The organism is Anabaenopsis sp. FSS-46 (assembly GCF_029891665.1).
Lineage (GTDB): Bacteria > Cyanobacteriota > Cyanobacteriia > Cyanobacteriales > Nostocaceae > Anabaenopsis > Anabaenopsis arnoldii.
The window spans coordinates 30203-54242 of the sequence record NZ_JANQDG010000134.1 but is presented as its reverse complement, the minus strand read 5'-3'; the positions used below and the strand labels follow the sequence as shown (position 1 = coordinate 54242).

Annotated in this window: 25 protein-coding genes; 10 read left to right on the top strand and 15 right to left on the bottom strand. The window is 42.1% G+C overall.

All coding sequences use genetic code 11. The features are described 5' to 3' along the window. The first annotated feature begins 346 nt into the window (after positions 1–346). From NWP21_RS16495 to NWP21_RS16485, 3 genes are all read left to right on the top strand, one after another. Positions 347–1762: a glycoside hydrolase 100 family protein gene (locus NWP21_RS16495; RefSeq protein WP_280793513.1), complete on the top strand. Its 1416-nt coding sequence runs from the start codon at positions 347–349 to the stop codon at positions 1760–1762. 121 nt (positions 1763–1883) lie between these two features. Beyond that, a complete protein-coding gene (locus tag NWP21_RS16490) occupies positions 1884–3233 on the top strand; it encodes a 16S rRNA (cytosine(967)-C(5))-methyltransferase (protein ID WP_280793512.1) in 1350 nt (449 codons plus the stop codon). 59 nt (positions 3234–3292) lie between these two features. Next, complete coding sequence (locus tag NWP21_RS16485) at positions 3293–3712, top strand: TerB family tellurite resistance protein (protein ID WP_271730767.1); 420 nt, start codon at positions 3293–3295, stop codon at positions 3710–3712. Positions 3713–3772: 60 nt separating this feature from the next. Here the strand turns inward: NWP21_RS16485 and NWP21_RS16480 are convergent, their stop codons facing one another. Beyond that, positions 3773–4000 (bottom strand): hypothetical protein, encoded by a 228-nt coding sequence (locus NWP21_RS16480; protein ID WP_271730761.1) that lies wholly within the window; start codon positions 3998–4000, stop codon positions 3773–3775. Between the two features lie 140 nt (positions 4001–4140). On the opposite strand from NWP21_RS16480, the gene NWP21_RS16475 reads away from it, so the two are divergent. The 4 genes from NWP21_RS16475 (at position 4141) to NWP21_RS16460 (ending at position 6725) form a co-directional block, all read left to right on the top strand. Further along, positions 4141–4554: a secondary thiamine-phosphate synthase enzyme YjbQ gene (locus NWP21_RS16475; protein WP_280793511.1), complete on the top strand. Its 414-nt coding sequence runs from the start codon at positions 4141–4143 to the stop codon at positions 4552–4554. Between the two features lie 44 nt (positions 4555–4598). Next, complete coding sequence (locus NWP21_RS16470) at positions 4599–5348, top strand: hypothetical protein (RefSeq protein ID WP_280793510.1); 750 nt, start codon at positions 4599–4601, stop codon at positions 5346–5348. Then, positions 5348–6004, top strand: a complete 657-nt coding sequence (locus tag NWP21_RS16465) for an NAD(P)H-binding protein (protein WP_280793509.1) — start codon at positions 5348–5350, stop codon at positions 6002–6004. The genes NWP21_RS16470 and NWP21_RS16465 overlap by 1 nt, the downstream gene beginning before the upstream one ends. Before the next feature lie 76 nt (positions 6005–6080). Continuing rightward, complete coding sequence (locus tag NWP21_RS16460) at positions 6081–6725, top strand: glycoside hydrolase family protein (RefSeq protein ID WP_271730766.1); 645 nt, start codon at positions 6081–6083, stop codon at positions 6723–6725. Positions 6726–6853: 128 nt separating this feature from the next. Here the strand turns inward: NWP21_RS16460 and menH are convergent, their stop codons facing one another. The 4 genes from menH to NWP21_RS16440 form a co-directional block, all read right to left on the bottom strand. Further along, the gene (menH, locus tag NWP21_RS16455; RefSeq protein WP_280793508.1) at positions 6854–7657 is read right to left on the bottom strand and encodes a 2-succinyl-6-hydroxy-2,4-cyclohexadiene-1-carboxylate synthase; all 804 of its coding nucleotides are present in this window, start codon (positions 7655–7657) and stop codon (positions 6854–6856) included. An 86-nt stretch (positions 7658–7743) separates the two neighbouring features. Further along, positions 7744–8442 (bottom strand): YARHG domain-containing protein, encoded by a 699-nt coding sequence (locus tag NWP21_RS16450; RefSeq protein WP_280793506.1) that lies wholly within the window; start codon positions 8440–8442, stop codon positions 7744–7746. A gap of 416 nt (positions 8443–8858) precedes the next feature. Further along, the gene (locus tag NWP21_RS16445) at positions 8859–10058 is read right to left on the bottom strand and encodes a CBS domain-containing protein (protein WP_280793505.1); all 1200 of its coding nucleotides are present in this window, start codon (positions 10056–10058) and stop codon (positions 8859–8861) included. A gap of 208 nt (positions 10059–10266) precedes the next feature. Next, positions 10267–10608: a recombinase family protein gene (locus NWP21_RS16440; RefSeq protein WP_280793504.1), complete on the bottom strand. Its 342-nt coding sequence runs from the start codon at positions 10606–10608 to the stop codon at positions 10267–10269. A 481-nt stretch (positions 10609–11089) separates the two neighbouring features. Between NWP21_RS16440 and trxA the strand changes: the two genes are divergently transcribed. From trxA to NWP21_RS16425, 3 genes are all read left to right on the top strand, one after another. Then, positions 11090–11413 (top strand): thioredoxin, encoded by a 324-nt coding sequence (trxA, locus tag NWP21_RS16435; protein ID WP_271730752.1) that lies wholly within the window; start codon positions 11090–11092, stop codon positions 11411–11413. Between the two features lie 100 nt (positions 11414–11513). Further along, the gene (locus NWP21_RS16430; protein WP_280793503.1) at positions 11514–11969 is read left to right on the top strand and encodes a CBS domain-containing protein; all 456 of its coding nucleotides are present in this window, start codon (positions 11514–11516) and stop codon (positions 11967–11969) included. A gap of 43 nt (positions 11970–12012) precedes the next feature. After that, the gene (locus tag NWP21_RS16425) at positions 12013–12585 is read left to right on the top strand and encodes a CBS domain-containing protein (protein ID WP_280793502.1); all 573 of its coding nucleotides are present in this window, start codon (positions 12013–12015) and stop codon (positions 12583–12585) included. A gap of 54 nt (positions 12586–12639) precedes the next feature. Here the strand turns inward: NWP21_RS16425 and NWP21_RS16420 are convergent, their stop codons facing one another. The 10 genes from NWP21_RS16420 to NWP21_RS16375 form a co-directional block, all read right to left on the bottom strand. Beyond that, positions 12640–14754, bottom strand: a complete 2115-nt coding sequence (locus tag NWP21_RS16420) for a serine/threonine-protein kinase (RefSeq protein ID WP_280793501.1) — start codon at positions 14752–14754, stop codon at positions 12640–12642. Between the two features lie 48 nt (positions 14755–14802). Further along, complete coding sequence (locus NWP21_RS16415; protein WP_280793500.1) at positions 14803–16596, bottom strand: protein phosphatase 2C domain-containing protein; 1794 nt, start codon at positions 16594–16596, stop codon at positions 14803–14805. A gap of 27 nt (positions 16597–16623) precedes the next feature. Next, the gene (locus NWP21_RS16410; RefSeq protein ID WP_280793499.1) at positions 16624–17187 is read right to left on the bottom strand and encodes an FHA domain-containing protein; all 564 of its coding nucleotides are present in this window, start codon (positions 17185–17187) and stop codon (positions 16624–16626) included. 116 nt (positions 17188–17303) lie between these two features. Then, a complete protein-coding gene (locus NWP21_RS16405) occupies positions 17304–18698 on the bottom strand; it encodes a VWA domain-containing protein (RefSeq protein WP_280793498.1) in 1395 nt (464 codons plus the stop codon). 101 nt (positions 18699–18799) lie between these two features. After that, positions 18800–19183, bottom strand: coding sequence for a hypothetical protein (locus tag NWP21_RS16400; protein ID WP_280793497.1), 384 nt, complete (start codon positions 19181–19183; stop codon positions 18800–18802). Beyond that, on the bottom strand, positions 19180–19350 hold the full coding sequence (locus NWP21_RS16395; RefSeq protein WP_280793496.1) for a hypothetical protein: 171 nt from the start codon (positions 19348–19350) through the stop codon (positions 19180–19182). The genes NWP21_RS16400 and NWP21_RS16395 overlap by 4 nt, the downstream gene beginning before the upstream one ends. A gap of 37 nt (positions 19351–19387) precedes the next feature. Continuing rightward, positions 19388–20068, bottom strand: a complete 681-nt coding sequence (locus NWP21_RS16390) for a hypothetical protein (RefSeq protein ID WP_280793495.1) — start codon at positions 20066–20068, stop codon at positions 19388–19390. Positions 20069–20144: 76 nt separating this feature from the next. After that, positions 20145–21686, bottom strand: a complete 1542-nt coding sequence (locus NWP21_RS16385; RefSeq protein WP_280793494.1) for a VWA domain-containing protein — start codon at positions 21684–21686, stop codon at positions 20145–20147. Between the two features lie 16 nt (positions 21687–21702). Next, a complete protein-coding gene (locus tag NWP21_RS16380) occupies positions 21703–23061 on the bottom strand; it encodes a serine hydrolase (protein WP_280793493.1) in 1359 nt (452 codons plus the stop codon). Positions 23062–23064: 3 nt separating this feature from the next. Next, complete coding sequence (locus tag NWP21_RS16375) at positions 23065–24024, bottom strand: ARC6/PARC6 family protein (protein ID WP_280793492.1); 960 nt, start codon at positions 24022–24024, stop codon at positions 23065–23067. Between the last annotated feature and the right edge of the window lie 16 nt (positions 24025–24040).

Here is a 24040-nt window from a genome sequence, read left to right as displayed (position 1 = left end):
TTAAAGCCCGATGTAACTACTTTGTAGTTACATTTTGCTTTTGCTCTTCTCTAAATTGCTCTGAGTGATCATTTGGGAAATTGCGGCTATGGGACAATAAATTAAATCAGAAACCTTGGTGATCTTGGCTTAGGCTTGAATATCGCCCTAGATATCTTGTGGATCGACAAAAACCAGTTGTCTATATAGCAATGCTAAATGATTCATGAACAATTTCTGTTCGGTGTGTTCGGTGTGTTCGGTGTGTTCCCTTTCCTCACTCAATTAACAAGTATTCTAACTATAGCAGAGAATAAGCAGATTTTATCTGGTGCTAAAATACCATCTAAATGGAGTATTTCTCGGAATGGAAACAGAGAAATTAGTAATAGTTGATGATTTAGAAAAACAGGCATGGGAAATTTTAGATAAGTCGATTATTTACTACCAGGGTCGTCCTGTGGGTACTCGGACAAGCTGTGAGCAGATAAAACAAGGTTTAGAGCATGACCATTGTTTTATTAGGGATTTCGTCCCCTCCGCTTTACTTTTTTTAATTAAAGGTAAATATGATATTGTTCGTAATTTCTTAGAAGAAACTTTAAAGTTACAGCCTAAAAAGAACCAATTGGATGCTTATATACCCGGACAAGGTTTGATACCAGCCAGCTTTAAGGTTGTATCAGACAATGGTCAAGAATATTTGGAAGCGGATTTTGGGGAACATGCGATCGCTAGAGTTACACCTGTTGATTCTTGTCTGTGGTGGATAGTTATATTACACGCCTATGTCAAGGCTACCAAAGATATTAGTTTTGCCTTGCAGCCTCAATTCCAGCAAGGAATTATGCTGATTATGGAAATTTGCTTGGCGACCAGATTTGATATGTACCCCACCCTGTTGGTTCCCGATGGCGCTTGTATGATTTACCGGCGTATGGGTATCTACGGTTATCCCTTGGAAATTCAAGCCCTATTTTATGCAGCCTTACGGTGTGCGCGGAAGTTGCTGATTTGTGCTGGAGATAATAAAATTGTCATCGGTATTGATAATCGCTTACCTCTATTAAGAGATCATATTCGTCGTCACTATTGGATTGATATAAAGCGATTAAATGCGATTTACCGCTTTAAGGGTGAAGAATACGGACAGTCAGCAGTGAATCAATTTAATATTTATCCTGATTCTATTCGCTATGCTAATTTGGCTATTTGGTTACCAAAACATGGTGGTTACTTAGCGGGTAATGTCGGACCATCTCAATTAGATACGCGATTTTTTGCACTGGGAAACATGATGGCGATTCTTGCTTCTCTTACCAGTGAACAGCAATCTCAAGCAATTATGAATCTGATTGAGGAACAGTGGGATGATTTAGTCGGAGAAATGCCGATGAAAATCTGTTTCCCAGCAGTGGAAAAAGAGGAATACAGAATTTTTACCGGGTGTGACCCCAGAAATATACCCTGGTCATATCATAATGGTGGTAGTTGGCCTGTGTTATTGTGGTTTTTGATTGCTGCGGCTCAAAAAACAGGTAGGACTGATGTGAGTCAACGGGCTTGGGACATTGCTCAAGAACGTCTGAGTCAAAATCAATGGCCAGAATATTATGATGGTATTCGGGGGCTTTTAGTGGGTAAGAAAGCCAGAAGATATCAAATTTGGACAATTTCTGGTTTTCTCTTGGCTAAGGAGTTGATACGCAACCCGTCCCATTTAGCTTTAATCAGTTTTGCACAGTTGGATTTAGAGAATGCTTCCCAGTCTTGCGAGTTATGAGTTTTGCTTGGGCGTTGGTTGTGGTGCCGCAGTACAATAAAATAATTGTCAGAATATACTTAATTACCTCGAATTTCCATGACTCGGCGGGGTAGATAAATTATACAGTTAAAATTAGTTCATGATAAATGCCCGCCAAATAGCTTTTAATGCCTTGCGAGATGTTCATAAGGGGGCTTATGCTGATGTAGCTTTAAATAGGGTGCTGCAAAAGGTGAGCTTGCCTAGTCACGATCGCGGTTTGCTGACGGAATTAGTCTATGGTAGTGTGAGGAGACAACGGACTCTTGATACCCTCATTGACCAACTGGCTACTAAAAAATCTCATCAACAACCCCAAGACCTGCGCACTATCATACATCTGGGTTTATACCAATTGCGTTATCAAGAGCGTATCCCGGCTTCGGCGGCTGTGAATACTACTGTACAGTTGGCTAAGGAAAATGGTTTTTCTGGTCTGACGGGTTTTGTGAATGGTCTGTTGCGCCAGTATATTCGTCTAGGGGAGAGGTTACCGGAGCCTTTGAAGTTACCTGAAAATCCTGTGGAACGTTTGGGTATTTTATACAGCTTTCCCGATTGGATTATTCAGGTTTGGTTAGATGAATTGGGTTTGGCGCAAACAGAACAACTTTGTGACTGGATGAACCAAACACCGACAATTGATTTACGGGTTAATCCCCTACGGGCTGCTATTGAGGAAGTTGAGGGGGCTTTGGCTTCAGTTGGGATTTTAACTCGCCGGGTGCGGGATTTACCGCAGGCTTTACGATTAGTTGGGAGTACTGGCGCTATCCAAAATCTGCCGGGTTTTAGTGAGGGTTGGTGGTCTGTGCAAGATGCTAGCGCTCAACTTGTGGGTTATGTTCTCAACCCTCAAGCAGGTGAGGTGGTGATTGATGCTTGTGCCGCACCGGGGGGGAAAACAACCCATATTGCTGAATTAATGGGGGATGATGGGGAAGTTTGGGGGTGCGATCGCACTGCTTCCCGTCTGCGTAAACTCAGGGAAAATGCCCAACGGTTACATTTACAATCTATCCGTATTTGTACTGGTGATAGTCGTCATTTACCCCAGTTTAATTCTCGGGGCGATCGCGTCTTACTAGATGCACCCTGTTCTGGTTTGGGAACCCTACACCGCCACGCCGATGCACGTTGGCGACAAACACCTGAATCTGTCCAGGAACTATCGAGGTTGCAAACAGAACTCATAGCACAGACATCTAAATTTGTCAAGCCTGGGGGTGTACTAGTTTATGCCACTTGTACACTGCATCCGGCGGAAAATGAAGGGGTGATTTCTAGGTTTTTAACTGACCATCCCGATTGGGAAATTCAGCCCCCCGGGGTTGACTCGTATGAGGCTAGGTATTCCACACCCCAAGGTTGGCTGAAGGTTTGGCCTCACCGACAAAACATGGATGGCTTTTTCATGGTGCGATTAAGAAAAACCAACAATTACCAATGAATACAGTTTGGGATTGTACTATTTTCTTGAAAGCTACCAACCTAGCGGAGGAAGCAGCAATGGTTACTGATTCCCATGTCAAAAAGTTAGTGAAAATCCTAATTGCTGCGGCTTGGATTGATGGTAAAATAGAACCCGAAGAACGGCAATATCTGCGCGAGATAGCTCAAGTAAAAGGGTTAGCAGGTGATCCGGAAATTAAACCTTGGCTGTATAAGTTAGTTCCTGTGCAACCGCAAGAATATTCTAGGTGGTTGCGAGAATATTTAGGCGATCGCCCTAGCCCAAAAGGTTACCAAAATCTGATTTCGGCTATTAGTGAATTAATTTATAGTGATGATGAAGTAGGTGTAGAAGAAGTATGGCTGCTGACAAAAAACGAGTCAAGAAAGCTAAATCAATGCACTGAAGCAGACTATAGAGAGTTGCTCAAACAAATTCAAAAGCTTTATCGTCGCTGGGTGGAGGTGCAGAACTAAAGCTTTGAGTTGAGCAGACGCGATTCTTCGCGTCTAGCCATCCCCATGCAGAAGTAATACTTAAGACTTCGGTTTACCCGAACCTGGAGTTTCTTCTGGTTCTACTTTAGGTACAAAGTCGGGGCGATCTTTGCTTTCCCAACCCGGCGGACGTTTGGAGTTATACCAAGCTATAGAACCAATAGTGACAGCAGCAATAAAACCAACCACATACACTAAGGTAAAGGCTAAGGGAAAATGAGACCCCCCGGCTACTGCTTCCGCAGCCGTTTGCATGAATAAATTCATATAAATACCTGATATAGGTAAACTCAGTCACCAAAGGCGCTGAGAGGAAACTAATTATTGAAAGCATTTTAACATCAAAGGCACCTCAAGGTACACTCACCTTTGCTTAAAATAAAATCAACAGTCAATATAGTATCAAGATGCCGCACTACCAAAAACTACTCAGAATTTCTACCACAGGGAAAAACTTTCAGAACATCACCGCCAAAATTGCGGCTATAGTTACAGAATCAGGGGTGGAAACTGGACTTTGTACCTTGTTTTTGCGTCACACTTCCGCTAGTTTAGTGATACAAGAAAATGCCGACCCGGATGTTTTGCTAGATTTAGCCAACTTTATGGCTAAACTTGTGCCTGAGTCGGGTAAGTATATTCACGATGCTGAAGGTGCGGACGATATGCCAGCACATATCCGCACTGCACTGACCCATACTTGTGAACAGATTCCCATCAATGGCGGTCATTTAGTCCTGGGAACTTGGCAAGGTATTTATATTTGGGAGCATCGTCAGCGTAGTCATACCAGAGAATTAGTTGTCCACATTTCCAGCTAGGGACTGGACCTAGTAACTCTGTCCCCATCTCCCCTTGTGTCTTTATGAACCATGACCTGAAGGGAAATCACCCTTTTCAATGCCTAGATGACATTTTAGCCCAACAGTCTGTTAATCCATTAACTCTCAACCCCGACAAAACTTTCATTACTAGTTTTGTAGAACTGGGAAACTTAATTACTACCATGACCACAGATGAGGAATTTATTCTAGCCCTGGGGGATACCTTAAAATTGATAGTTTATGCTCAGTTGCAAAACTTCCCAGAAAATATCTTCTGGGATTTTGATTTTATGGTTAGTAGTATGGTCAGACAGGCTTTAGTAGCCGATGGGGGTTTTATGTCTTTTTTAGAATCCTTTGGGGATAAAATGGTCTTGCTCATTGAGCTATTCGGCATCAATAAAGAAATTCGCTTCCGCTACGTTCACGATTTTATTTATGGGTTTGATTGGGCAAGATGGGTACAAAGAGAACCACAAACGCGCTCAAATTCTGAGCCTTTTAGTTTGGTTTTTTTAGAGGAGTTATTGAGCAAGGGTGAAAAACTGATCAAACACATTAATTATGGTCAGTTGACATCTTATAATCTTTCTCATACAGGATACCGTAACCCCTTCGATTTTTCCCGGGAACCGGAAGATGAACACCTGCTACTAACTTCTTTAGCTAAAGCAAACCTCATCCCTGTGGCTACATGGGATTGGGATACCTCTCCTGTATGGGATAAACCCTTTCAAGAAATGCGCCAGCAGTTAGCATTAAAGTTAAATATTCAACCCCAGAAACACTGATGAAAGCATTTGTAGCCGGAGCAACAGGCGAAACAGGTCGCCGCATTGTCCAAGAACTTATAGCGCGCAATATCCCCGTGCGGGCTTTGGTGAGGGATATAGAGAAAGCTAGAGCGATTTTACCCAGTGAGGCACAGTTAGTTGAGGGTGATGTGTTACAACCACAAAGCCTCAATGCTGCTTTAGGAGATAGTACGGTTTTGCTGTGCGCTACGGGTGCTAAACCCAGTTTTGACCCCACTGGCCCCTATAGAGTGGATTTTGAGGGTACTAAAAATCTGGTCGCTGCGGCTAAGTCTCACGGAATTGAGCATTTTGTTTTAGTGTCTTCTTTGTGTGTTTCTCAGTTGTTTCATCCTTTAAATTTGTTCTGGCTGATTTTGGTATGGAAAAAACAGGCTGAGGAATATATTCAAAAAAGTGGTTTGACTTATACTATTGTCCGCCCTGGTGGTTTGAAAAATGAAGATAATTCTGATGGTGTGGTAATGCAAGGTGCTGATACATTGTTTGATGGTAGTATTCCCCGTCAGAAGGTGGCCCGGGTGGCGGTTGAGGCTTTGTTTGAGCCTGCTTCCCGGAATAAAATTGTTGAGGTGGTGGCTAAATCAGAGGCTCCCCAAAAAAGTTGGGGGGAGTTGTTTGCTAATGTTTAGTTAATTTCACTAAGTTTCTAGGATTGTGACACTCAAAGGTTTTAAACTCAAGGGCGTTGAGCATCTGATTGGCCCCATGGCGGCACTGCTGGGGTTTGTATATTTGTTACAGTGGTATATACATGGCTCGGTGCGATCGCCAAGGGATCTGGTATTTATGGTACCACAGCCACCTTTAGTCATGAGTGGGGGTGATCCTTACATCCGTGCTTTGATGCGCACCATCTCCGCTAGTGAAGCTAGTGGTAACCGTCCCTATTCTCTGTTATATGGTGGTCAGCAGGTCAATGACCTCAGTCGCCATCCAGAAATATGCGTTAGAATCGTCAGCGGACCGAATAAAAATAACTGCTCTACTGCGGCGGGTAGGTATCAAATTATCAATAAGACTTGGTTTGAAATCGCCCCTCGCTATCATCCCCAACCTCCCGGAGCCATGTTTTGGTCTACTTATAGTTTTGCACCGGAGTATCAAGATATAGTGGTTTACCGTTGGTTGAAGGATTCCAGAGTTTGGAGAACTGATATTCCTCAACTGTTACGACAAGGAAAAATTCACGATGTTTTGCGGCGACTATCTCCCACCTGGACAAGTTTGGGATATGGTATAGAAACTAATTCAATTAGTAGGTCTTTGCCCCAAATTTATCAAAAAATGTTACAGGAAGAATTAAGGGCCGCTAATCAACCAGCATTTATAACTACCAGTCCCCTGCGGTGATTTTGTTTGAGGATTTTATAGGTTTAATTATATAGGACTCCTATTTGATTTCTGAACAATTTCTGTTCCCTGTTCCCTGTTCCCTGTTCCCTTTCCTCACTGATAATTTCTCAACTCAAATAGGATGACTATATAAAGTTGCGGATAGTTTTGACAAATTCTGGAGTATTTTCTAAGTGAGTATTATGGCCAGCATCAGCAATAACTCTTACCTGGGCTGAACATTTTTGCGCCATTTGTGTATGAATATCTCTAAATTTATGGTCATATTCCCCGGTTAATAACAGTAAAGGTATGGTGTTTTCTGGGAGTTTATGCCATAATGAGGGTTGCTTTCCAGTTCCCATAAATTGCAATGACTTGGCTAGTTCCACTGGCTGATTTTGCAACCGACTTTCTACCATGGTGGTAAATTGTGGATGCTCTTTGAGTCTTCCAAAGATGGGTTGACTATACCAATGGAGTAAGAAGTTAGTAAACTCTTGTTTGGTAGTAGTTCTAACTAACTTTCTGGCGATTTGACCATCGGTTTTAACTCTGGTTAATTGTTCTGTTGCTGTTGCTAACCCAGGGGATGCAGATTCTAAGATGACTTTAGTAAAACGGTGGGGAAAATGTAGCGTTAGATATAAGGCTAATCTTCCACCCATAGAGTAACCGACCAAGTAGCACTGTTGAATGTTTAACTGGTCTAGTAAGTTAATCACCCCCTGGGCGACATTCTCCATTGTATAGTATTCATCCCCTCCCCATACTTGAGTTTTGCCATGTCCAGGTAAGTCAAGTGTTAAATAGGAAAATTCCTCACCCAGTAATCTAATCACTGGATCAAATTCATCAAGATTGCCAATAAAGCCATGCAAAAATAGCATAACTGGTGTGTGGGGGTGATTAATTAAATGATAGTGAATATTGTATTTTGGCAGAGTCATAAACCTATCAAAACATACTGGGAGCGTTGTTACCTTGAGTAAGATGCAAATCTCAAATATGCCAAATCAATGATGTAAACGTTCAGTTAAAAATATCTTAGTCCGGTGCGTTTTTGATATCGCAGAATCATGTCTACATTATGTTGTTCTATAGGTGTAAGCAAACGGGATGGAAATTGATTAGGCTGGTAACGTGGCTTATACCAAGGTTGACTATTGAAGTAATTTTGTAAAGTGGGATTCACAAATCGGCGACCATGAACAGCAAAAATCGCATTACGCAATAAATCCAGAGACAATGCACTGTAACCTTCTAAATCTGCTTCTTTTTTGATTTTCTTTTGAGAAAGCCAGCTATAGTCATAGAAATAGCCGGGGTAATCATAAGTAATTATGCCATTTTCATCAACTCGTGGCTCGACAGCTTTTGGTTGTCTAGCTAAGGCTGTCATCGAGATTGGTATAATTGATAAATAGACAATATAACAAGATAAATAATTGGAATTTACCCAACCTGTTAAACCATTAACCCTAGGGTTGGGAACTTGCATAACCTGAACATAAACCCAAGGACTATGATGGTCTTTCAACAACTTAACAACATTCCCATTATTCAAACCAGCACGGGCTTCACCACCAGGTGTAAAACGCAAAGCAAGTTGTCCTGTTTTAATGTTGATTACATCACAAAACACCTGTGGAGTTTGGGCTATTAGAGTATTTTTGATGCTAAGAGATGGATTAGTAGCAACGGAGAGATCTGCAACAGTTGCTAGTATTGGCATCGGACTAAAGATAGTTAATCCAACTATGCACTTCAACAGAGATATCTTTTTAAAGATATTTATTCTTATGATACTCATTATTCTAGTTCAACTATAAATAATCGTGGTTTGATCAACTTGTTTACCTGTTTTCTGGAAAGTCATCTTTTCAACTTGATAATTTTTTAAGTTGGGATTTACAACCTCCTCATTTAGTCGGTAAGGGTCGATGGTTTCATACTACCGTGCCCATCTTTCCAGTGCGGTAGTGCCTGGGGTAAGTTTAAAAGGTTAAATAAATCATATTGTAAACGTTGCGTAGCATGGGTTGGGCCTGCGTAGCAACATCAGTTTAAAATCCCCTGTGATTCCATCCAGGGGAGAAGTCAAGTAAATACCTGGTAATTCAGGGTTGAGGTTAATAACAATAAAGGATTCTACTCAGAAATTCCAGCACGCAACCAATGGCGAATTGTTTTAATTTCCGTTGTGGTGGAGCTTAAATACTGTTGCTGTAATTCCGTGGGTAAATTAGGGTGATTAAGTAAATATTCTATGCGACTTTGCACATTAGAAATCAAGGTATCTAAGTTTTCGTAAGGAATGATGTTTTCTTTCGTGTTGCTGTGGTCAGATGGGGGTAGAGGTACTGGTGTGTAATTAGTTTGGGTTTGGTGGGTGAGATATTGGGCTTTTTCTGCTTCTAGTTGGGATACTGTTTGTTGCAGTGTTTCTATGACTCCATGCATCTCTAGGGGGTCAAATATACGTAATAAGCTGGTTTGAGTAACTATACCTAACTTTGCGCCCCAATCCCAGGATACAACTAATCGCTGTACTCGCCGGCGTTGCATTTCTTGATGGGCAGACCACAGGGAATCTTCGGGACTGAGTAAGAATAAGGGTGTACTCATGACTGTTTTTGCGGAAATTTTCGCCAAATTTAATCCTAATGCCTGAAATTGCACGATATCCCTTTCTGTGACAATACCCACGGGTTGAAAGGTGTAGAGAATATCATTCCAGGAATCGGTGTTAGTGATGACAATGCAACTAACTTGATGTTGCGCCATCATCTGCGCTAGGGTGAGTACTGAGCTTGTGGGTGGTGCATGAATCACCTGGGTGGTCATGACTTCTGATACCCGCCGCATTTTCAGCAAGTTGGTGGGACGTAAGACCTGTCTGAGACTTTCTGGGGAAACGATTCCTACTAGTTGTTGGTTGTCATCTACGATGACTAAGTGACGAATCCGATACCGCCGAAATAAAAATAGGGCTGCAAATATATCCTGGAATGCAGCGCGGGAGAGGGTAATTACTGGATGTACCATGACTTGAGATATTTTTACCTTAGCAAAGTCCTCACCTGCTGCGGTGAGTCTGACAATATCTCGCTCTGTAAAAATACCTAATAAATGCCCACCATCCATGACTAAAACACTACTTGAACGAACCCCAAGCAGGGAATAATAACCAATTGCTGAATCATATTCAGGCAATGAGCAGGTATTACCTCTGGTTCGACTCATTAAATTAATCACGTCAGTTAGAGATGTATCCGGGGTGACAAGTAGTGGCTGCCGATCTATGGCATCTTCTACACTGGGAACGCCAATCAATGGGTCATCAAGCATACTTTAGAGTTGATGTTAATTTATGAATTTTTGTAAAGATATTCGTCAGACATATATTACACATGGGACAATTGAGATACAATCCGAGGGATGTAAAGGTTAAAGCTGCTCAAAGTATTAGATGCTAAAGCTTTGAGTTATAAAGAGGTAAATATAATGTCTTAAAATAAGGTGAGTGAAAAAGGGGTTAATGGAGGGAATCTTGCCATTAGGTTGCGTCCATACCGGAAATTCTGGGAGTTTTACCATAAAGCCTGTCTAAAACCCTTTTGACTGTCACAGGTCGCCACTGACTACCTCGCTTGGTTGTATATCCTTGCTGGTTTAACCAGGTAGCAATTTGTGGAAGGGATTTTCCTGACTTGTGATGGCGGCGAATTAAGTCAATAATCTGTTGTTCGGCGGGATTGTCTACTAATTCGCCATGTACTGATTGTTGACCAAAAGCGGGAGAACCATAGCCAGCATAGCCACCGCGAGCAGCTTTCGCGCTCCGGGCCTGTTCTAGCTTGTGCCATAGGTAATAGTCTTTTGATTGTTCAGCAGTCATTGGTTTTACAAATGAAATCACCTCTGATGACATAGTATCTCAAGTTATGACAGATGCTAATCAATCAGTGGGGTTTTTGAGGTAATTCTTTACCAATCAGTGAGCGGGTGGAAATGGGAAGATTGCAACAACGGGGTTACTTAGGCGATTGTCCTGAAGTTATTTAGAGGTAAACAGAGTTGTTTGTGCATTAGGTGGGATTTTTGACTATAAATCCCAAATTCCCAGGGGGACAGGAATCTACACCTTAAATTATGTTCATACCAAGGAAAAGGTAGGGTATTGTATGCGTAATCCTCGAAAAATCAAATTACTAAAACTTATATGGCACAAGGGCTGTAGTAATTTTGAAACCTTGACATCAAGGGAAAACTTCGCTCATTATGATTCTATCATATCCTTTACCATTGCCCGCACAACTACTGAGCGTTGATGGTACTTGGGGGGAGAATCAAGTATTAGCAATAACAAAGAGGTTCACGTGACAACTACAGTTGAATATATTCAAGAAACAGAATTTGATACCTGTTTAAGCAATAACCCATTGGTGGTGTTAGATTGCACTGCGACTTGGTGCGGTCCGTGTAAGATGGTGAGCCATTTTATGGATAAACTCGCCCAGGAATACCAAGACAGAGCCAAGATAGTGAAATTAGATGTGGGGGATAACCCCGGTATGGCTGAAAAACTGGGTATCCGTAGTCTACCGACAGTGATATTTTTTAAGGATGGTCAGCCATCAGAAACCATTGTTGGGGTAGTGGGCTATGAAAAATTTACCGCAGCTGTAGAAAAGATACTTTAAACATTTTTGAGGGATTTATCCATGCACATCAGTGTAAATATGGTAATATTCAAGTAAACACAGCATTAATTCATACTCATTAATGGGGGGAAATTTAGCGATGATGAAAGCAGAAGAAATCATGACCACGGAAGTGGTAACAATTAGTGGTTCTGCAACTGTTGCAGAAGCAGTAAAACTGATGAAGGATCGTAAACTACGCTCTTTGGTGGTGGAACCGCGGACGGAAAATGACCCCTATGGGATGGTGACTGAAACGGATATTGTCTATAAAGTGGGTGCTTACGGTAATGACCCTAAACAGGTGCGAGTTTATCAGATTATGACTAAGCCCTGTGTTGTGGTTAATCCTGAGCTAGGGGTGGAATATGTGGCTCGGTTGTTTGCTAATACCCGGGTTCGTCGCGCTCCGGTAATTAAGGGTAAGTTGTTAGGAATTATCTCTATTACTGATATTCTCAGAAAAGGTGACTTTGTGGAGAATCCCAAAAGTAATTTTGCTATGTACTGCGAAGAATTTCCCAATGCTCCAGAGGCGAGAATCTACGAAGATTAATCAAGATTGTTCAACCTAAATATTAACAGGGAGTTGTCAACATATGATGAAAGCTGAAGACATCATGACCACGGATGTGGTGACAATTAGTGGTTCTGCTACTGTTGCTGATGCAGTGGATTTGATGAAGTATAAAGGGTTACGTGCTTTGATTGTGGAACCGCGCACGGAAAATGACCCCTATGGGATGGTGACTGAAACTGATATTATTTATAAAGTTGCGGCTTACGGTCAAGACCCGAAACAGGTGCGGGTTTATCAGATTATGACTAAGCCTTGTATTGTGGTCAATCCTGAGCTAGGGGTGGAGTATGTGGCTCGGTTGTTTGCTAATACCCGGATTCGTCGCGCTCCGGTAATTAAGGGTAAGTTGTTGGGAATTATCTCTATTACTGATATTCTCAGAAAAAGTGATTTATTTGATAATCCCAAACCCATTTTTATTGAAGATGAAATAGAAGTTGCACGGGAAGAAGCTAGACGCATTTGTGCAAGTAAGGGCGATTCTTCGCGGGAATGTGCCGCAGCTTGGGATGTTGTCGAGGAACTACTCGCATCAGCTTCTCACCTGCGATCGCAAAAGCAACAGATGGAAACACAAGAACCAGTTGATTGAGGATATCGCCAAAACAAGAACTTGATTAAGTTTCCCGTGGGGAAACTTAATCACTCAAATATTCATCCCAATCAGTTGAAAGGCTTGTTGAATATCTGCGGCCAATGAATGTTGCTGCTGTTGTGTATAGAGTTGAACAGCTTGACGATAAGCTGACAACATTTCCCGGAAGTGTTCTACTTGATTATCTTGGGCGCGAATGTTGAGTAAAACCCAGCCTAGGTTATGATGAGCTTGGGGATAATCAGGTTTAATTTGAATTGCTTGTTGTAGATAAAGGCGGGCTTTGTTCCATTCATTTAGTTTACCATGTAATGTACCTAACCGGAATAAAACAAAGGCATCACCAGGGAACTTGTGCTGGTGAGTTTCGTAAATTCGGATAGCATCGGCGCAATTATGCAGATTTTCCTGGGTAATGGCGTAATTAATTAACACCCAACTGGGGACTTGTGATTTACTGCTAGCTGGTGTAAGATTAGATAGGGCTGGAGACCATAACCCCTGTAGGGCTTGTTTCCAACCTTGAAACCCTAGGGCGAAAGCACTATCAGGGACTTGAGTAATAAATTCTTGTATCCGTCGTTCTACATCCCTGGCTTGCTGGGTAACAGTGGCGTGGTCTAGGGAGATAATCAAATAAGGATATACCCACTGTTGTAATAGTTGACTATCACTAGATGGGGTGCTGTGAGACTGTAAATTAGACTGTAAATTAGATTTAAAAATTGCTTGGGTAGCAGCCTTTACTCCTGCTTTCCACTCCTTTTGATTAACTGCAATCCAAGCTTGGAGTCCTAAAGCAAAAGTAGAGTCAGGGGCTAACTGTAACGCTCTATTCACAGCTATTTCTGCTTGAGACCAATCACCACACTTACCTAAGCCCCAACCTAGATTAGCCTGTATCCACGCTTCCTGGGGGCTGAGTTTGGCTGCTTGTTGTAAATATTTAATGGCTTCTGACCATTTAGACTGACGACAACTCACCAGACCTAAAACCCCATAACCTCTACCATCTTGTGGTTGTAATTGTATGGCTTTTTCGGCGGCAATTTTGGCTTGATTGTCGTTGAGATAGCATTGTACTAATGCGAGTTCAACTGCTGATTCACCATGGTTGGGTTCAGTTTTAAGATATTTTTCATATGCTTGTACAGCTGCTGTTAACTCCCCCTTTGCTACTAGTTCCCGGGCGCGTTTTTGGCTAGGTGAAACAAACCTCCCATTTAAAGCGTCTATTAATTCATCTGCTGTTTGAAACCGGTCTTCAACTCTAAATTGCATCCCGGTTAAAATCACTTTTTCGATTAAGGGACTCAGATGGGGGGAAAGTTGACGGGGGGGGATGAGTGTATCTGCGCTAGCTCTTTCGGGAGCGGGTGCGGGTAATTGAGCAGTTAATAACTCATACATGGACGCACACAAGGCGTAGAAATCTGTGGCTGGCCAACGTTGACTGCGGTAGCTATACTGTTCTAGGGGAGCATAACCCTGGGATAGGGTGACGCTCATTTCCCGGGTTTGTCCGGCGATAAATTCTTTAGTAGCGCCAAAGTCAATTAAGACGGCTCTGTTTTGCTGGTCAATGAGGATATTATCTGGTTTAATATCTCTATGTAATAGTTGGTTTTGATGTACTACCTTCAGGGCTTCGGCTATTTGAATAAAATAATCTGTGATTTGATTTTCTGGTAGTTTACCTTGTTCTTGGAACATTTGATATAGTGTTTTACCAGCGACAAATTCCATCACTAGGTAAACTGTATTGTTCTCCTGGAACCAATCATAGATTTTGACAATGTTTCTATGAGAGCATCGTGATAAATAACTGGCTTCGGTTTGAAAGCTGTCTAGTTGTTTTTGGCGTTCTGCTGGGGTGATGGAATGAGGCCAGCAGACTGTATTACCTGTTCTGGCGGCTTTTTCTGGCCACAGTTCTTTAATGGCTACCTTGGCGGAGTTTTGCAGGTAAACCCCTTGATAGGTAATCCCAAAACCACCTTCTCCTAAGACTTTTTCAATTTGATATTTTCCCTGTCCTAGGATGGTACCACTCGGTAGGTGGTATATTGATGATGTTTGGGTGGGAGTGAGGGGAAAACCACAAGCAATGCAGATTGTAGCATTGTCTGGGTTTTCTGTCAAGCAGGTAGGACACTGAATAGTCATTGGGGTGGTAAGTCAAGATTAGTAGACAGCGGTTTGACTACCAGTGGTTTAACCACTGGCTACGTTTTTTTGGATGGTACACTTTAAAGCCACAAGGGTGGCGTTATCTGATGCGCCTTTTTGTAATACTTGTGTAATAGTCTTGTCAACAGCTAGTTGTAAATCTGAGTCTGGGTGATGACAATTATTAAAGATATCTGCAAGGTCTGAGGGGGGGACTAAATCCCATACTCCGTCAGAGCAGAGGATGATAATATCTGCATCCTCTAGGGTGAGGGATAATTCCGGGGTGGTGCGTCGGAGGTCTTGGACGTAACCATCACTTAATCTGGATTTGGAACCCATGGATTTAATTAAAACGTTGCGATCGGGATGGTCTATACTTTCTTCTAGTGTGATTTGACCACTAGCTACTAACATGGCAACTAGTGAATGGTCTTCGCTTAATTGGCGAATTTCCCCTTGGCGTAACAGATAAATGCGACTGTCTCCCACATGGGCGATGATTAATTGTTGGGCGATCGCCAAAATCATGCTCAGAGTGGTTCCACCATCCTTAACTTGGTCATTAATAGCTTCATTAGCTGTGTGGAACAGTGAAGTTAACCATTGCTGATATTGTTCTAGGGTTTTACAGTCGGGAGGGATGGCGGTTTGTAGGGGAATTTCCACAGCTATTTTACTAGCTAATTCTCCGTGAGACATTCCCCCCATACCATCAGCCACAACTGCTAAAATCATGGTTTGAGAATTGCTGAGTTGTTCTTGTCTGACTCCATAGTTATCTTCATTGTGTAAGCGATGGGGAGAAAGTCCCACGGTGGAACCAGTCGCCACCTGCCATTGAGTTTTAATTGTGCTATATAATTTACGAGTTTCTACTAATACGTTAAGGAGTTGAGATAGGTTAAATCTTTGCTCTGCAACGGGAGCCAGAGAAATTTTGAGGATTTGGTAAATTTGGGGGATGGGTTTGATTTGGAACTCAAGGGATAGTTCTTGAGGCAAAGGGTGTTGATGGATGATATGATATAACAATGCCCCCACAGTATAGGTACTCATAGATTCCTGAATGGGATTTTGACTATAACCCAGTTCCGGGGCTAAATAATCTCCTAATAATCCTGAAGGGAGGGTTACACCCAGGGGGTAAGCTGTGGTTAAATCAAAGAATTTGATAGGGGTTCCCATTTGCACCCATGGGGGGAGAAGGGAAATCAAACACCAGTTTCTTTGATGTATATAGCGGAAAAATTGACAGACCTGGGTAGTGAGAAACAAAGACTCTTCTAGGGTATGTTCTGCTGTTAACCAAGTTTCTATGGTTTGACTTTGATCGGGGAAATCCGTGAGGAGCAGAATTTTCTCGGTAGATGAGGTAATTTCTACTTCGGGGTAATATTCTTCTTCTAAATAATTAGATGAGGTGGTTTCTGCTGGTGACTCCCCTTCTAGTTCTTGAGTATCTGTGATCAGACTCCCCTCATCAACAGTGTCTGTTTCCTGGGGTGGGGGGGGAGTTGTCTCTAGGTTAATAGTTACAGATGCAGCTTGACTGTGGGCGAGTAACTGTGCAATTAGTTTATAGTCCCCTAGGATTTCTCTAAGTTGCAATTCTCGGCTCAGTCCACTGTCCAAAGACCCCACCCGCAGTAAACCTAATTTCATAGGTTCACATGGGGTAGTACTATCATCTGGGGGTAAAATATTCACCTGGAAGTAATAAACATCGGCGGTTTGACCCAAATATGATATAATTTCCACTGGGATATCACCAATGGTCAATTTACTATGGGTCTGAATAACTAAACTATTGCTGGTATCAATGGTGGGTGAAGACATGGTAAGTAAGCATGGTAATTAAACTAATTAAAGATTTTGAAACACAAGCCGAACCTTACCAAAGGCAATTTCATCACCGGGGTTGAGGGTTTCTGGGGTGGTGATTCTAGCGCCAAAGCGAGTTTGTCCCACGGGTTTGATAAATATACCGTTGGTAGACCCTAGGTCTTTGACAAACCAAGTACCGTTACTTTGGTATATTTCCCCATGGTTGCGAGAAACCGTTTCACCACCCATAAAGGCTTCTAGGTCAATATCTACTGGTCCCATATCGGGGTCAAAGACTCCCACGATCGCATTACCATCTAAGGTAAATTCTAGAACCGGGGAACCGCTTTGTTTAGGAATTAATTTGGCGATCGCACTGGGGAAGGTTTGGGGTGCGGGTGTAGGTATGGGTGTGGGTATGGGTGTGGGTATGGGTGCGGGTGTGGGTATGAATGGTTCTGGTATGGGTTTTAATAATTCTTGTCTAATGCGATCTAAATCGTTCATAGCTTGGGTTGCGGTTTGCAGTTCAGAACCACAAACAACGCAAAATTCAGAGTTAGGTGGGTTCTGGTCGTGTCCACAAGCGGCGCAGGTAATCATAATTTTGTGTGTCCTTGTATTCAAAAAGATATGTGATCAGTGCTTTTAAAACAGTCAACAGTCAACCGTCAACCGTCAACCATCAACCGTCAACCGTCAACCGTCAACTTAGGGGTTTAGGTTCCAGTAATTTGACGTATTTTGTCCTGTGATATCTGCTCGTTAATGTCGTCACCCATTTTCACAGTTTTACCTTTAGCTCCTGTTTTTATGGTTTTGCGGGTTCCGGCGGATATCTTCTGAGTTTTGCGTAATTCTTGTTGAGCGCCGTTGATAGAGTCGGTTATAGCTTGGTTACCAATCTTGACTGTTATTCTGCGGGCGTTTTCTAGGATTTGTTCGGCTTTTCCGGGGTCTTTATCGGCGATTCTTGTGGCTTCCCCAATCATTTGGGAAATATTACACTGTTGTAAGTAACCCATCACTTCTTGGTCAACTTGTGCTGCGCCCCCTTGACCAGAGACAAATTGTACCACCACGTTTTGGGGGGGTAGTTCACTGCGGATTTTTTGACCGGGGACTTCGTAGGTTAAGCCAATTTGAGCAAGGCGCGCCCGGGATGGGGGGCGACTATCCATGCTAAATTCTAAAATAAAAATGGTTTCGTCGTTGGCGGCGGCGTTTCCTATGGGGTGGGGGTCTTGATGTAGGGGAAATTCCGCCTGGGTGGGATAGGCGCGAATAATACGACACAGTTCTACGCCTTTAAGAGTTTTCACTGTTAAGGCCAGGTTGGTAATCACTTCTTGCTGGGCAAGTGTGTATTGTTCTATGATTTGGTTGGGTAGGTCTAAGATGGAAACTTGTGTACCAATGGCGTTACCCGGAACCACATAAAATAAGCTCCCCCCGGTGGAGTCGCTCAGGTGGGTAAGTAGGTCTTCGTTAAATTCTTCTCCTACACCCAGAGCAGTGATGGGGATGTTATGGGTGGCAAAATCTGAGGCTATGTTACGACATTGATCATCGTCAAAGGTTTGACCGTCGGTAAATACTAGAGCGCGCCGTACGGACATTTCTTGACCTTTCAAGACATCTAGGGCGCGACGTAACCCTAAACCCATGCGTGTCCCACCGGAAAAGGTGCGTAGTTTGCTGATGGCGGTTTCTAAGTTGCTGATTTGGGTGGCGCTGGTTAAGCCGATGATTTGAGAGGCTGAGTCATCAAATTGTACTATACTAATGCGATCGCTCGCCCCCAATCTACCAGAATTGACTAGGGCTGACAAGGATTCAATGACAATATCTATTTTTGTTTTCCCCCCGGTGACCTGTGTATATTCTTTGCCATCCATGACATAGCTTTTACCCGTGGGTCTGGTCTCCCCAGCGACAATTTCATACATTGAGCCACTGGTATCAATCACGAAAGTAAAAGCTGTGGGGGGACGGGTTGCAGCTACTTCTTTTGTGGGTCGCAGTTTCAGCATCACAAATAGTTTTTGTCCTGCTTGTTCTGCTGGTAGAAATTCCCGATGGGGGGTAATAGTAATGTTGAGTAGATTTGACATGGTTTTTTATCTAAAGGGAACAGGGAACAGGGAACAGGGAACAGGGAGAGGGTGGGGTAAAACAATATTTGATACATTCATCATAAGTTTTCAAACATCCTCTAAGCAAACACTAGGGGGGGTAGCATTCCCAGTAGTGGTTCTATCCCCGATAGATCCGGGGTCACTAGGGCGGGAATTTCTTGATTACCTGGTTCAGATAGTTGTTCTAAATTGGCTTGACTGAGTAAGGGTAAGTTAAGTGTGATGTTACTGGCCCGGAAACCTTCTTTAATATCTTCTGACCAGGTTTTAATTATTTGCTGGAGGTGATGATCTTTGATGGCGCATAGGCTTTGATTTTGCAAGGAAGCGCGGATGTCTTCTTGGCGTTGGGGGGTAAATGCTTTTTCCGGTGTGTTTTCTTCATGGGGTTGTAGGTCTAGTTCATATCTGTATTCTTCTGGTGAACCTTTGACTTGTAGGTAAAAGACGTATTTAATCATGGGTGACGGTGGTCGGTGAGCGGAGTCGATAGCGATAGCGTGGCGTTAGCCATACCGTTGACGGTGGTCGGTGAGCGGAGTCGATAGCGATAGCGTGGCGTTAGCCATACCGTTGACGGTGAGCGATCGCTATGAACACCCGAAGATGGGGGTAAAACAATAAACAATATTTGAGAGATTAATCATAGGTTTTCCAAGATGGTTTTAGGATAGTTGTCTCATTTCCTCTTGTACGTTCACCCCTATTTGTAAGGCTTGATCTAATATTTGACTATATTCACTCGCTGTCGCACTTACTTGTAATGCTTGTAAACCTGTGAGGTCAACAGCAAAGGATTCTGGGTTAAATCCGGGATTCTCTCTTAATATTTTGTCGGTTTGTATGGCTAGTAGTAAATCTTTTTTGGTGATTTTGATGGCTTCAATCACTTTTTCTCTGTTGCTTAAATCAATGGCGTTACCTACTGATTTTAATTGATCTAGAGTGTCAATATTTTTAATTATTTGGTTATGTCTATCTACCTCTTCTAGTAATTTGCAAAGTAGCAGCATGGGGGAATGTGTACCGGAAAGCTGCATATATTTTTGCAGAGTTTCATAAACCGGAACTGCGGTACTGACTGACACCAGTAGGGCAAAGCCTCCTATAATATAGTCAAAAAAGCCTTTATATTCTTTGAAAATAAATAATATCGACATCCAAGCAGATATGGCAAACAGAATATATAATCCTTGTTTACCCTGCTGTTGTTTGATAAATACAAAACTTAACATCTTGATTGGGTCTTGCACAACAGAGAGTTTGGGAACTGTGTTGATATCTAATCCGGTTAAGTTATTTAACTCTGTACGGCTGATTTCTAGGTCTTGTAAATCAGTTTGCATAATAGTTACCCGGTAGTTGGTACTGGATTTCACTCAACCATTTTGACATGAATTTAACATAACTTAACATATGACTCTAATTTTCTATGGGGGTTGACATGATTTCTAGGGTGATGTTTCCTAGTTTACGGGTGTCTCCTGGTTGTAGTTGTTGAAGAGGTTTTTTCATGTTTTTTCGTTCTGCATATTCGGGGTGAAATTCCATGAGAATGTTTTCTCCTTGTTTGTAGAATTTCGCAGTGATGGGGGTGAAACCTTCCGAGGCGTTCAGGGGTATTTGTGCATCTACGGAACTACCTATAATAATCGGTGTTGCACCTAATAAGTAGGTCGTTTTTTCCGTGGGGGTCCAACGGACTAAAAGATAGGGTTCTTGACTCAGTTGTTTTTGTTCAACCCACGCAATCATTAAACCAATACAAAAACCTAGAATCACCGCACCTGATAACCGACCAGAAACATCTCCCAGGGCGATCGCAGTAATTAAAAAGGCTATGGCTCCCATGGCTCCCCCTAGAGTACCACCTAATAAGGCGTTTTTTAGCTTCAGGTTAGGTACAAAAAAGTGGGTTCCTCCTCCTAGTAAGGTTCCGAGTATTACCCAAGCAATAATTCTGCTGGCAGTTTGTAGTATGGTAATTTCTGGGAGGGAGAAAAATAAAAACTGACTCACCCCACCTGCTATCATACCCGCGCTGAGACTTCCTAGGGTGCTGATGATTCCTTTTTTGGCTGTCAATAGGGGACGGTGCATATATTGGTTTTGTCCTATAATTAAAGATAGGCAAATACCCATGGCCAAAAATGCAGTCCAACCACCTATACGCAGCATGGAATATTCTAAGCTGAGGTAACCTGTGGGTGCAGATTCTACTAACTCTTTACCGATGATGGCTTCGGCTTCGCGAAAGGCTTGATCAATGTCCCCTGAGTCGGCGTAGAATACTAGGGAGCGATCGCCTGTGAGTTGGGCTAAATAGTGAATGTCAGCGTCACCAGTACCTACGGCAATCAGGTTAACGTTATTATTTCTCACATCTTGGGCGGTTTTTAGAGCTTCTTCTGCACTGTCCGGTTGTCCGTCGGTAAATAAGAGGATGTTCGGGGTAAGGTTGCTATATCTTAATTGGTCGTAGGCTTTTCTTATCCCATCAGCCATGTTAGTACTACCGTCAATGTTCCGCAGTTCCTGGATGGCTGTTTGTAGTTTATCCTTTTCTGTGGGGTTGGTGAGTCCAATGATGGGGGAAGCGTTACTATCAAATTTGACGATGGACAGGCGATCGTTTCCTCCCAGTTTGGTAGTATTTACCAGTTTTAACAGGGATTCCATGACGACATCTATTTTAGATTTCCCCCCGGTGACTATTCTATATTCTTTCCCATCTACGGTTTGAGTTTGTCCTGTGGGGGTAACATCCCCTGAGACTATTTCCCCCATGGAACCGCTGGTATCTATTAACAAAACTACTGCTGTTCCCGTTGCTGTGGGTGCGATTCTGGTTAGGGCTAAAAATGGTTCCCCTAGTATTATCGCTGCTATCAGGCAACCGACCGCGGCATATATGCCAAATAGTAGGGGTTTATTTCTTCTTAGGTTTCTCAATATATTTGGCATTTTATGCTTAACCTCACTAGTAACTTGTAGTCATGTCATCGTAAACTTTACGTGATATTTCAGGGAGAATTTTTTTATCTTTATAAAAGCTGGGATGATCTCCAAAAACTACCAATATATATTTAGCTTTACCATCTGGACTAACTATAATAGCTGCATCATTGCGGGTCTGAAAGTTCCACCCCATTTTAGAGAACAGTTGAGCATCTTCTGGTAAACCTTCACCAAAAAAACCTGCAATGTGATTAAATTCTATCTTTTCCCATTCTTCCTTTTTTAAGCTTCTTTCTAAGAGATTTTTCATGTCACGACTATATTTTTTATCAACTGATTCCCCTGTTTCTATTTGAAATAGTAGTCGCGCAACATTATAAGTCGTGGTGTAATTTCTTATAGGTAAAGGATCAGAATCTGGTTTGCGGATTTGTAAGTCTCTCCCCGCAGGTCCATTAACTTTACTATAAGGATATAACTTTTGACTAATATTTATGTTTTGGTAACCAGCTTCTTTAAAAAAGTGATTCATACTCAAACGTTTCTTATACCATTCTTGAAATTTCTCTGTAGTTAATTCATCTCCTGATTGAGTTATAGTAGTCTTATCTATGATTAGACTAGCTGATTCATTATCAGAGTCTTCAATCATCTTATTTAAAGCTTTTTGAATTTCCGGTTTTTCAAGTAACTTTGGTTTTGTACCATATAAATATACCATCCAAAACAATTTAGTTACACTAGCGGGAAATCTTGTTACTTCGTCTTGATATCCAGCATAAGTTTGACTATTTAAATCCACTAAGCTGATAGATAAATGCTCTGTTGAAGCACCTTTAGAAGTCACATAATTTACAATGTCATTAACTATGTTTTGTAATTTTTGATCGTGATTTCTAGGAAATTGTGTTAGGTCTTCTCGATAGATTGATGTTAATCCAACTTCTGTATAATCAGTTTCTGGGATTATCCTCATGTTTGAGGAAATGTTGACTGTTGCACCTAGATTATTATTTGTTCTATTGGTTGTTACAAGGTTAGGAGTCGAAGAAGTGTACACTTGAGGATTAAACTGAGGAGTGTACACTTGAGGATTAAACTGAGGAGTGTACACTTGAGGATTAGGCTGAGGAGTGTACACTTGAGGATTAGGCTGAGGAGTGTACACTTGAGGATTAGGCTGAGGAGTGTACACTTGAAGATTAGGGGCAGAATTAGTATTTTTAGCTTGATAACTTGGCTTACTAAGAATTTGCTTTATTAATAAGCTAAAAATGATTACTGTGGATATAGAAACCAGATAAAACAAGATCAATCTCTTAAAGTTAATAGAGAGTCTTTTTCTAACAATTCTCCGGCGAAGCTTGGTATTATTGCTCATTAATTAGCGTACCTTTTTGTAGTCATAGATTTTCCAAACACCGTTTTCCTGTTCAAATACGTAAGTAAATGTACCTCTATAAGGACCTGAGTTTTTTTTATCAATACCTCGTCTCCCGTGGAGATATAAATCCTCAAAAATTCTCACTTTTATATATGGTCGTGTACCAGAGTTAGAAAATTCTTCAACATCTGTAATTTCAGATGTCGTATATGTATAGTAAGCATCGTTATTGCGTAACCAAGCAACTGAACCATCATCTTTTGTGGTGTTATAATAAAGATTCCCTGTTGCTAATTGGTCTACTAAGTCTAAATCGTAAGGTGGTCCAAAAATTTGCGGTTTCGCCTCATACCAACTTTGAACTATTTGTAATGCTTCATCTTCAGAAATATTATGTACTGGTTGACTTACCCTCCGGGGTGAAACCCTGGGGGGTTGGGGTCTTGGTTGTTGAGTCTGTACAGGGGTAGGTGTGGGAGTCGGGGGAGGATTGACAGGGGTAGGTGTGGGAGTCGGGGGAGGATTGACAGCAATAGGTTCCTCATTTACCGGTTCAGGAGTGGTTAAGGACATTGATAGGTTAAATGCTCTTATCCCCTGGGGTGCGGAAACTTCCAGAATATATTTTCCGCTGGTGGTTAATTCCCCACTGTCAATAATTTGATTATCTGGAGTATAAATCACAATACACACATCATCATTAGTGCTGTAGCTGAGTGTTTGACCCGATTCTGCACTAAATCTATAACCCACAGATTCAGTAGTAGTCACCCGACCCGATTTAACTAATGATTGATCTAGGTTAATCTCTTCTACGTTTTGCTGGTCTAGCTTGAGTGTGGGTTTCTCTGGACAACCAGCGGGTGAGTCCACAGGTGCGATCGCAGATCCAGAATTTAATATTGGTTGACTACAGCCGTAGGTGAGTAATAATGTTAAGCCCAAGGTAAGTTTATTCATGGTGTTGGATGAGTAA

Bases quoted from the DNA above. Each gene is read 5' to 3' on its own strand.
- NWP21_RS16440 (WP_280793504.1), bottom strand. From the start codon at position 10,608: ATGACTGCTGAACAATCAAAAGACTATTACCTATGGCACAAGCTAGAA.
- NWP21_RS16420 (WP_280793501.1), bottom strand. From the start codon at position 14,754: ATGACTATTCAGTGTCCTACCTGCTTGACAGAAAACCCAGACAATGCT.
- menH (WP_280793508.1), bottom strand. From the start codon at position 7,657: ATGACTCTGCCAAAATACAATATTCACTATCATTTAATTAATCACCCC.
- NWP21_RS16450 (WP_280793506.1), bottom strand. From the start codon at position 8,442: ATGCCAATACTAGCAACTGTTGCAGATCTCTCCGTTGCTACTAATCCA.
- NWP21_RS16415 (WP_280793500.1), bottom strand. From the start codon at position 16,596: ATGTCTTCACCCACCATTGATACCAGCAATAGTTTAGTTATTCAGACC.
- NWP21_RS16400 (WP_280793497.1), bottom strand. From the start codon at position 19,183: ATGATTAAATACGTCTTTTACCTACAAGTCAAAGGTTCACCAGAAGAA.
- NWP21_RS16425 (WP_280793502.1), top strand. From the start codon at position 12,013: ATGATGAAAGCTGAAGACATCATGACCACGGATGTGGTGACAATTAGT.
- NWP21_RS16380 (WP_280793493.1), bottom strand. From the start codon at position 23,061: ATGAGCAATAATACCAAGCTTCGCCGGAGAATTGTTAGAAAAAGACTC.
- NWP21_RS16460 (WP_271730766.1), top strand. From the start codon at position 6,081: ATGGCGGCACTGCTGGGGTTTGTATATTTGTTACAGTGGTATATACAT.
- NWP21_RS16495 (WP_280793513.1), top strand. From the start codon at position 347: ATGGAAACAGAGAAATTAGTAATAGTTGATGATTTAGAAAAACAGGCA.
- NWP21_RS16465 (WP_280793509.1), top strand. From the start codon at position 5,348: ATGAAAGCATTTGTAGCCGGAGCAACAGGCGAAACAGGTCGCCGCATT.
- NWP21_RS16375 (WP_280793492.1), bottom strand. From the start codon at position 24,024: ATGAATAAACTTACCTTGGGCTTAACATTATTACTCACCTACGGCTGT.
- NWP21_RS16445 (WP_280793505.1), bottom strand. From the start codon at position 10,058: ATGCTTGATGACCCATTGATTGGCGTTCCCAGTGTAGAAGATGCCATA.
- NWP21_RS16405 (WP_280793498.1), bottom strand. From the start codon at position 18,698: ATGTCAAATCTACTCAACATTACTATTACCCCCCATCGGGAATTTCTA.
- NWP21_RS16385 (WP_280793494.1), bottom strand. From the start codon at position 21,686: ATGCCAAATATATTGAGAAACCTAAGAAGAAATAAACCCCTACTATTT.
- NWP21_RS16485 (WP_271730767.1), top strand. From the start codon at position 3,293: ATGGTTACTGATTCCCATGTCAAAAAGTTAGTGAAAATCCTAATTGCT.
- NWP21_RS16430 (WP_280793503.1), top strand. From the start codon at position 11,514: ATGATGAAAGCAGAAGAAATCATGACCACGGAAGTGGTAACAATTAGT.
- NWP21_RS16470 (WP_280793510.1), top strand. From the start codon at position 4,599: ATGAACCATGACCTGAAGGGAAATCACCCTTTTCAATGCCTAGATGAC.
- NWP21_RS16475 (WP_280793511.1), top strand. From the start codon at position 4,141: ATGCCGCACTACCAAAAACTACTCAGAATTTCTACCACAGGGAAAAAC.
- NWP21_RS16410 (WP_280793499.1), bottom strand. From the start codon at position 17,187: ATGATTACCTGCGCCGCTTGTGGACACGACCAGAACCCACCTAACTCT.
- NWP21_RS16390 (WP_280793495.1), bottom strand. From the start codon at position 20,068: ATGCAAACTGATTTACAAGACCTAGAAATCAGCCGTACAGAGTTAAAT.
- NWP21_RS16480 (WP_271730761.1), bottom strand. From the start codon at position 4,000: ATGAATTTATTCATGCAAACGGCTGCGGAAGCAGTAGCCGGGGGGTCT.
- NWP21_RS16490 (WP_280793512.1), top strand. From the start codon at position 1,884: ATGATAAATGCCCGCCAAATAGCTTTTAATGCCTTGCGAGATGTTCAT.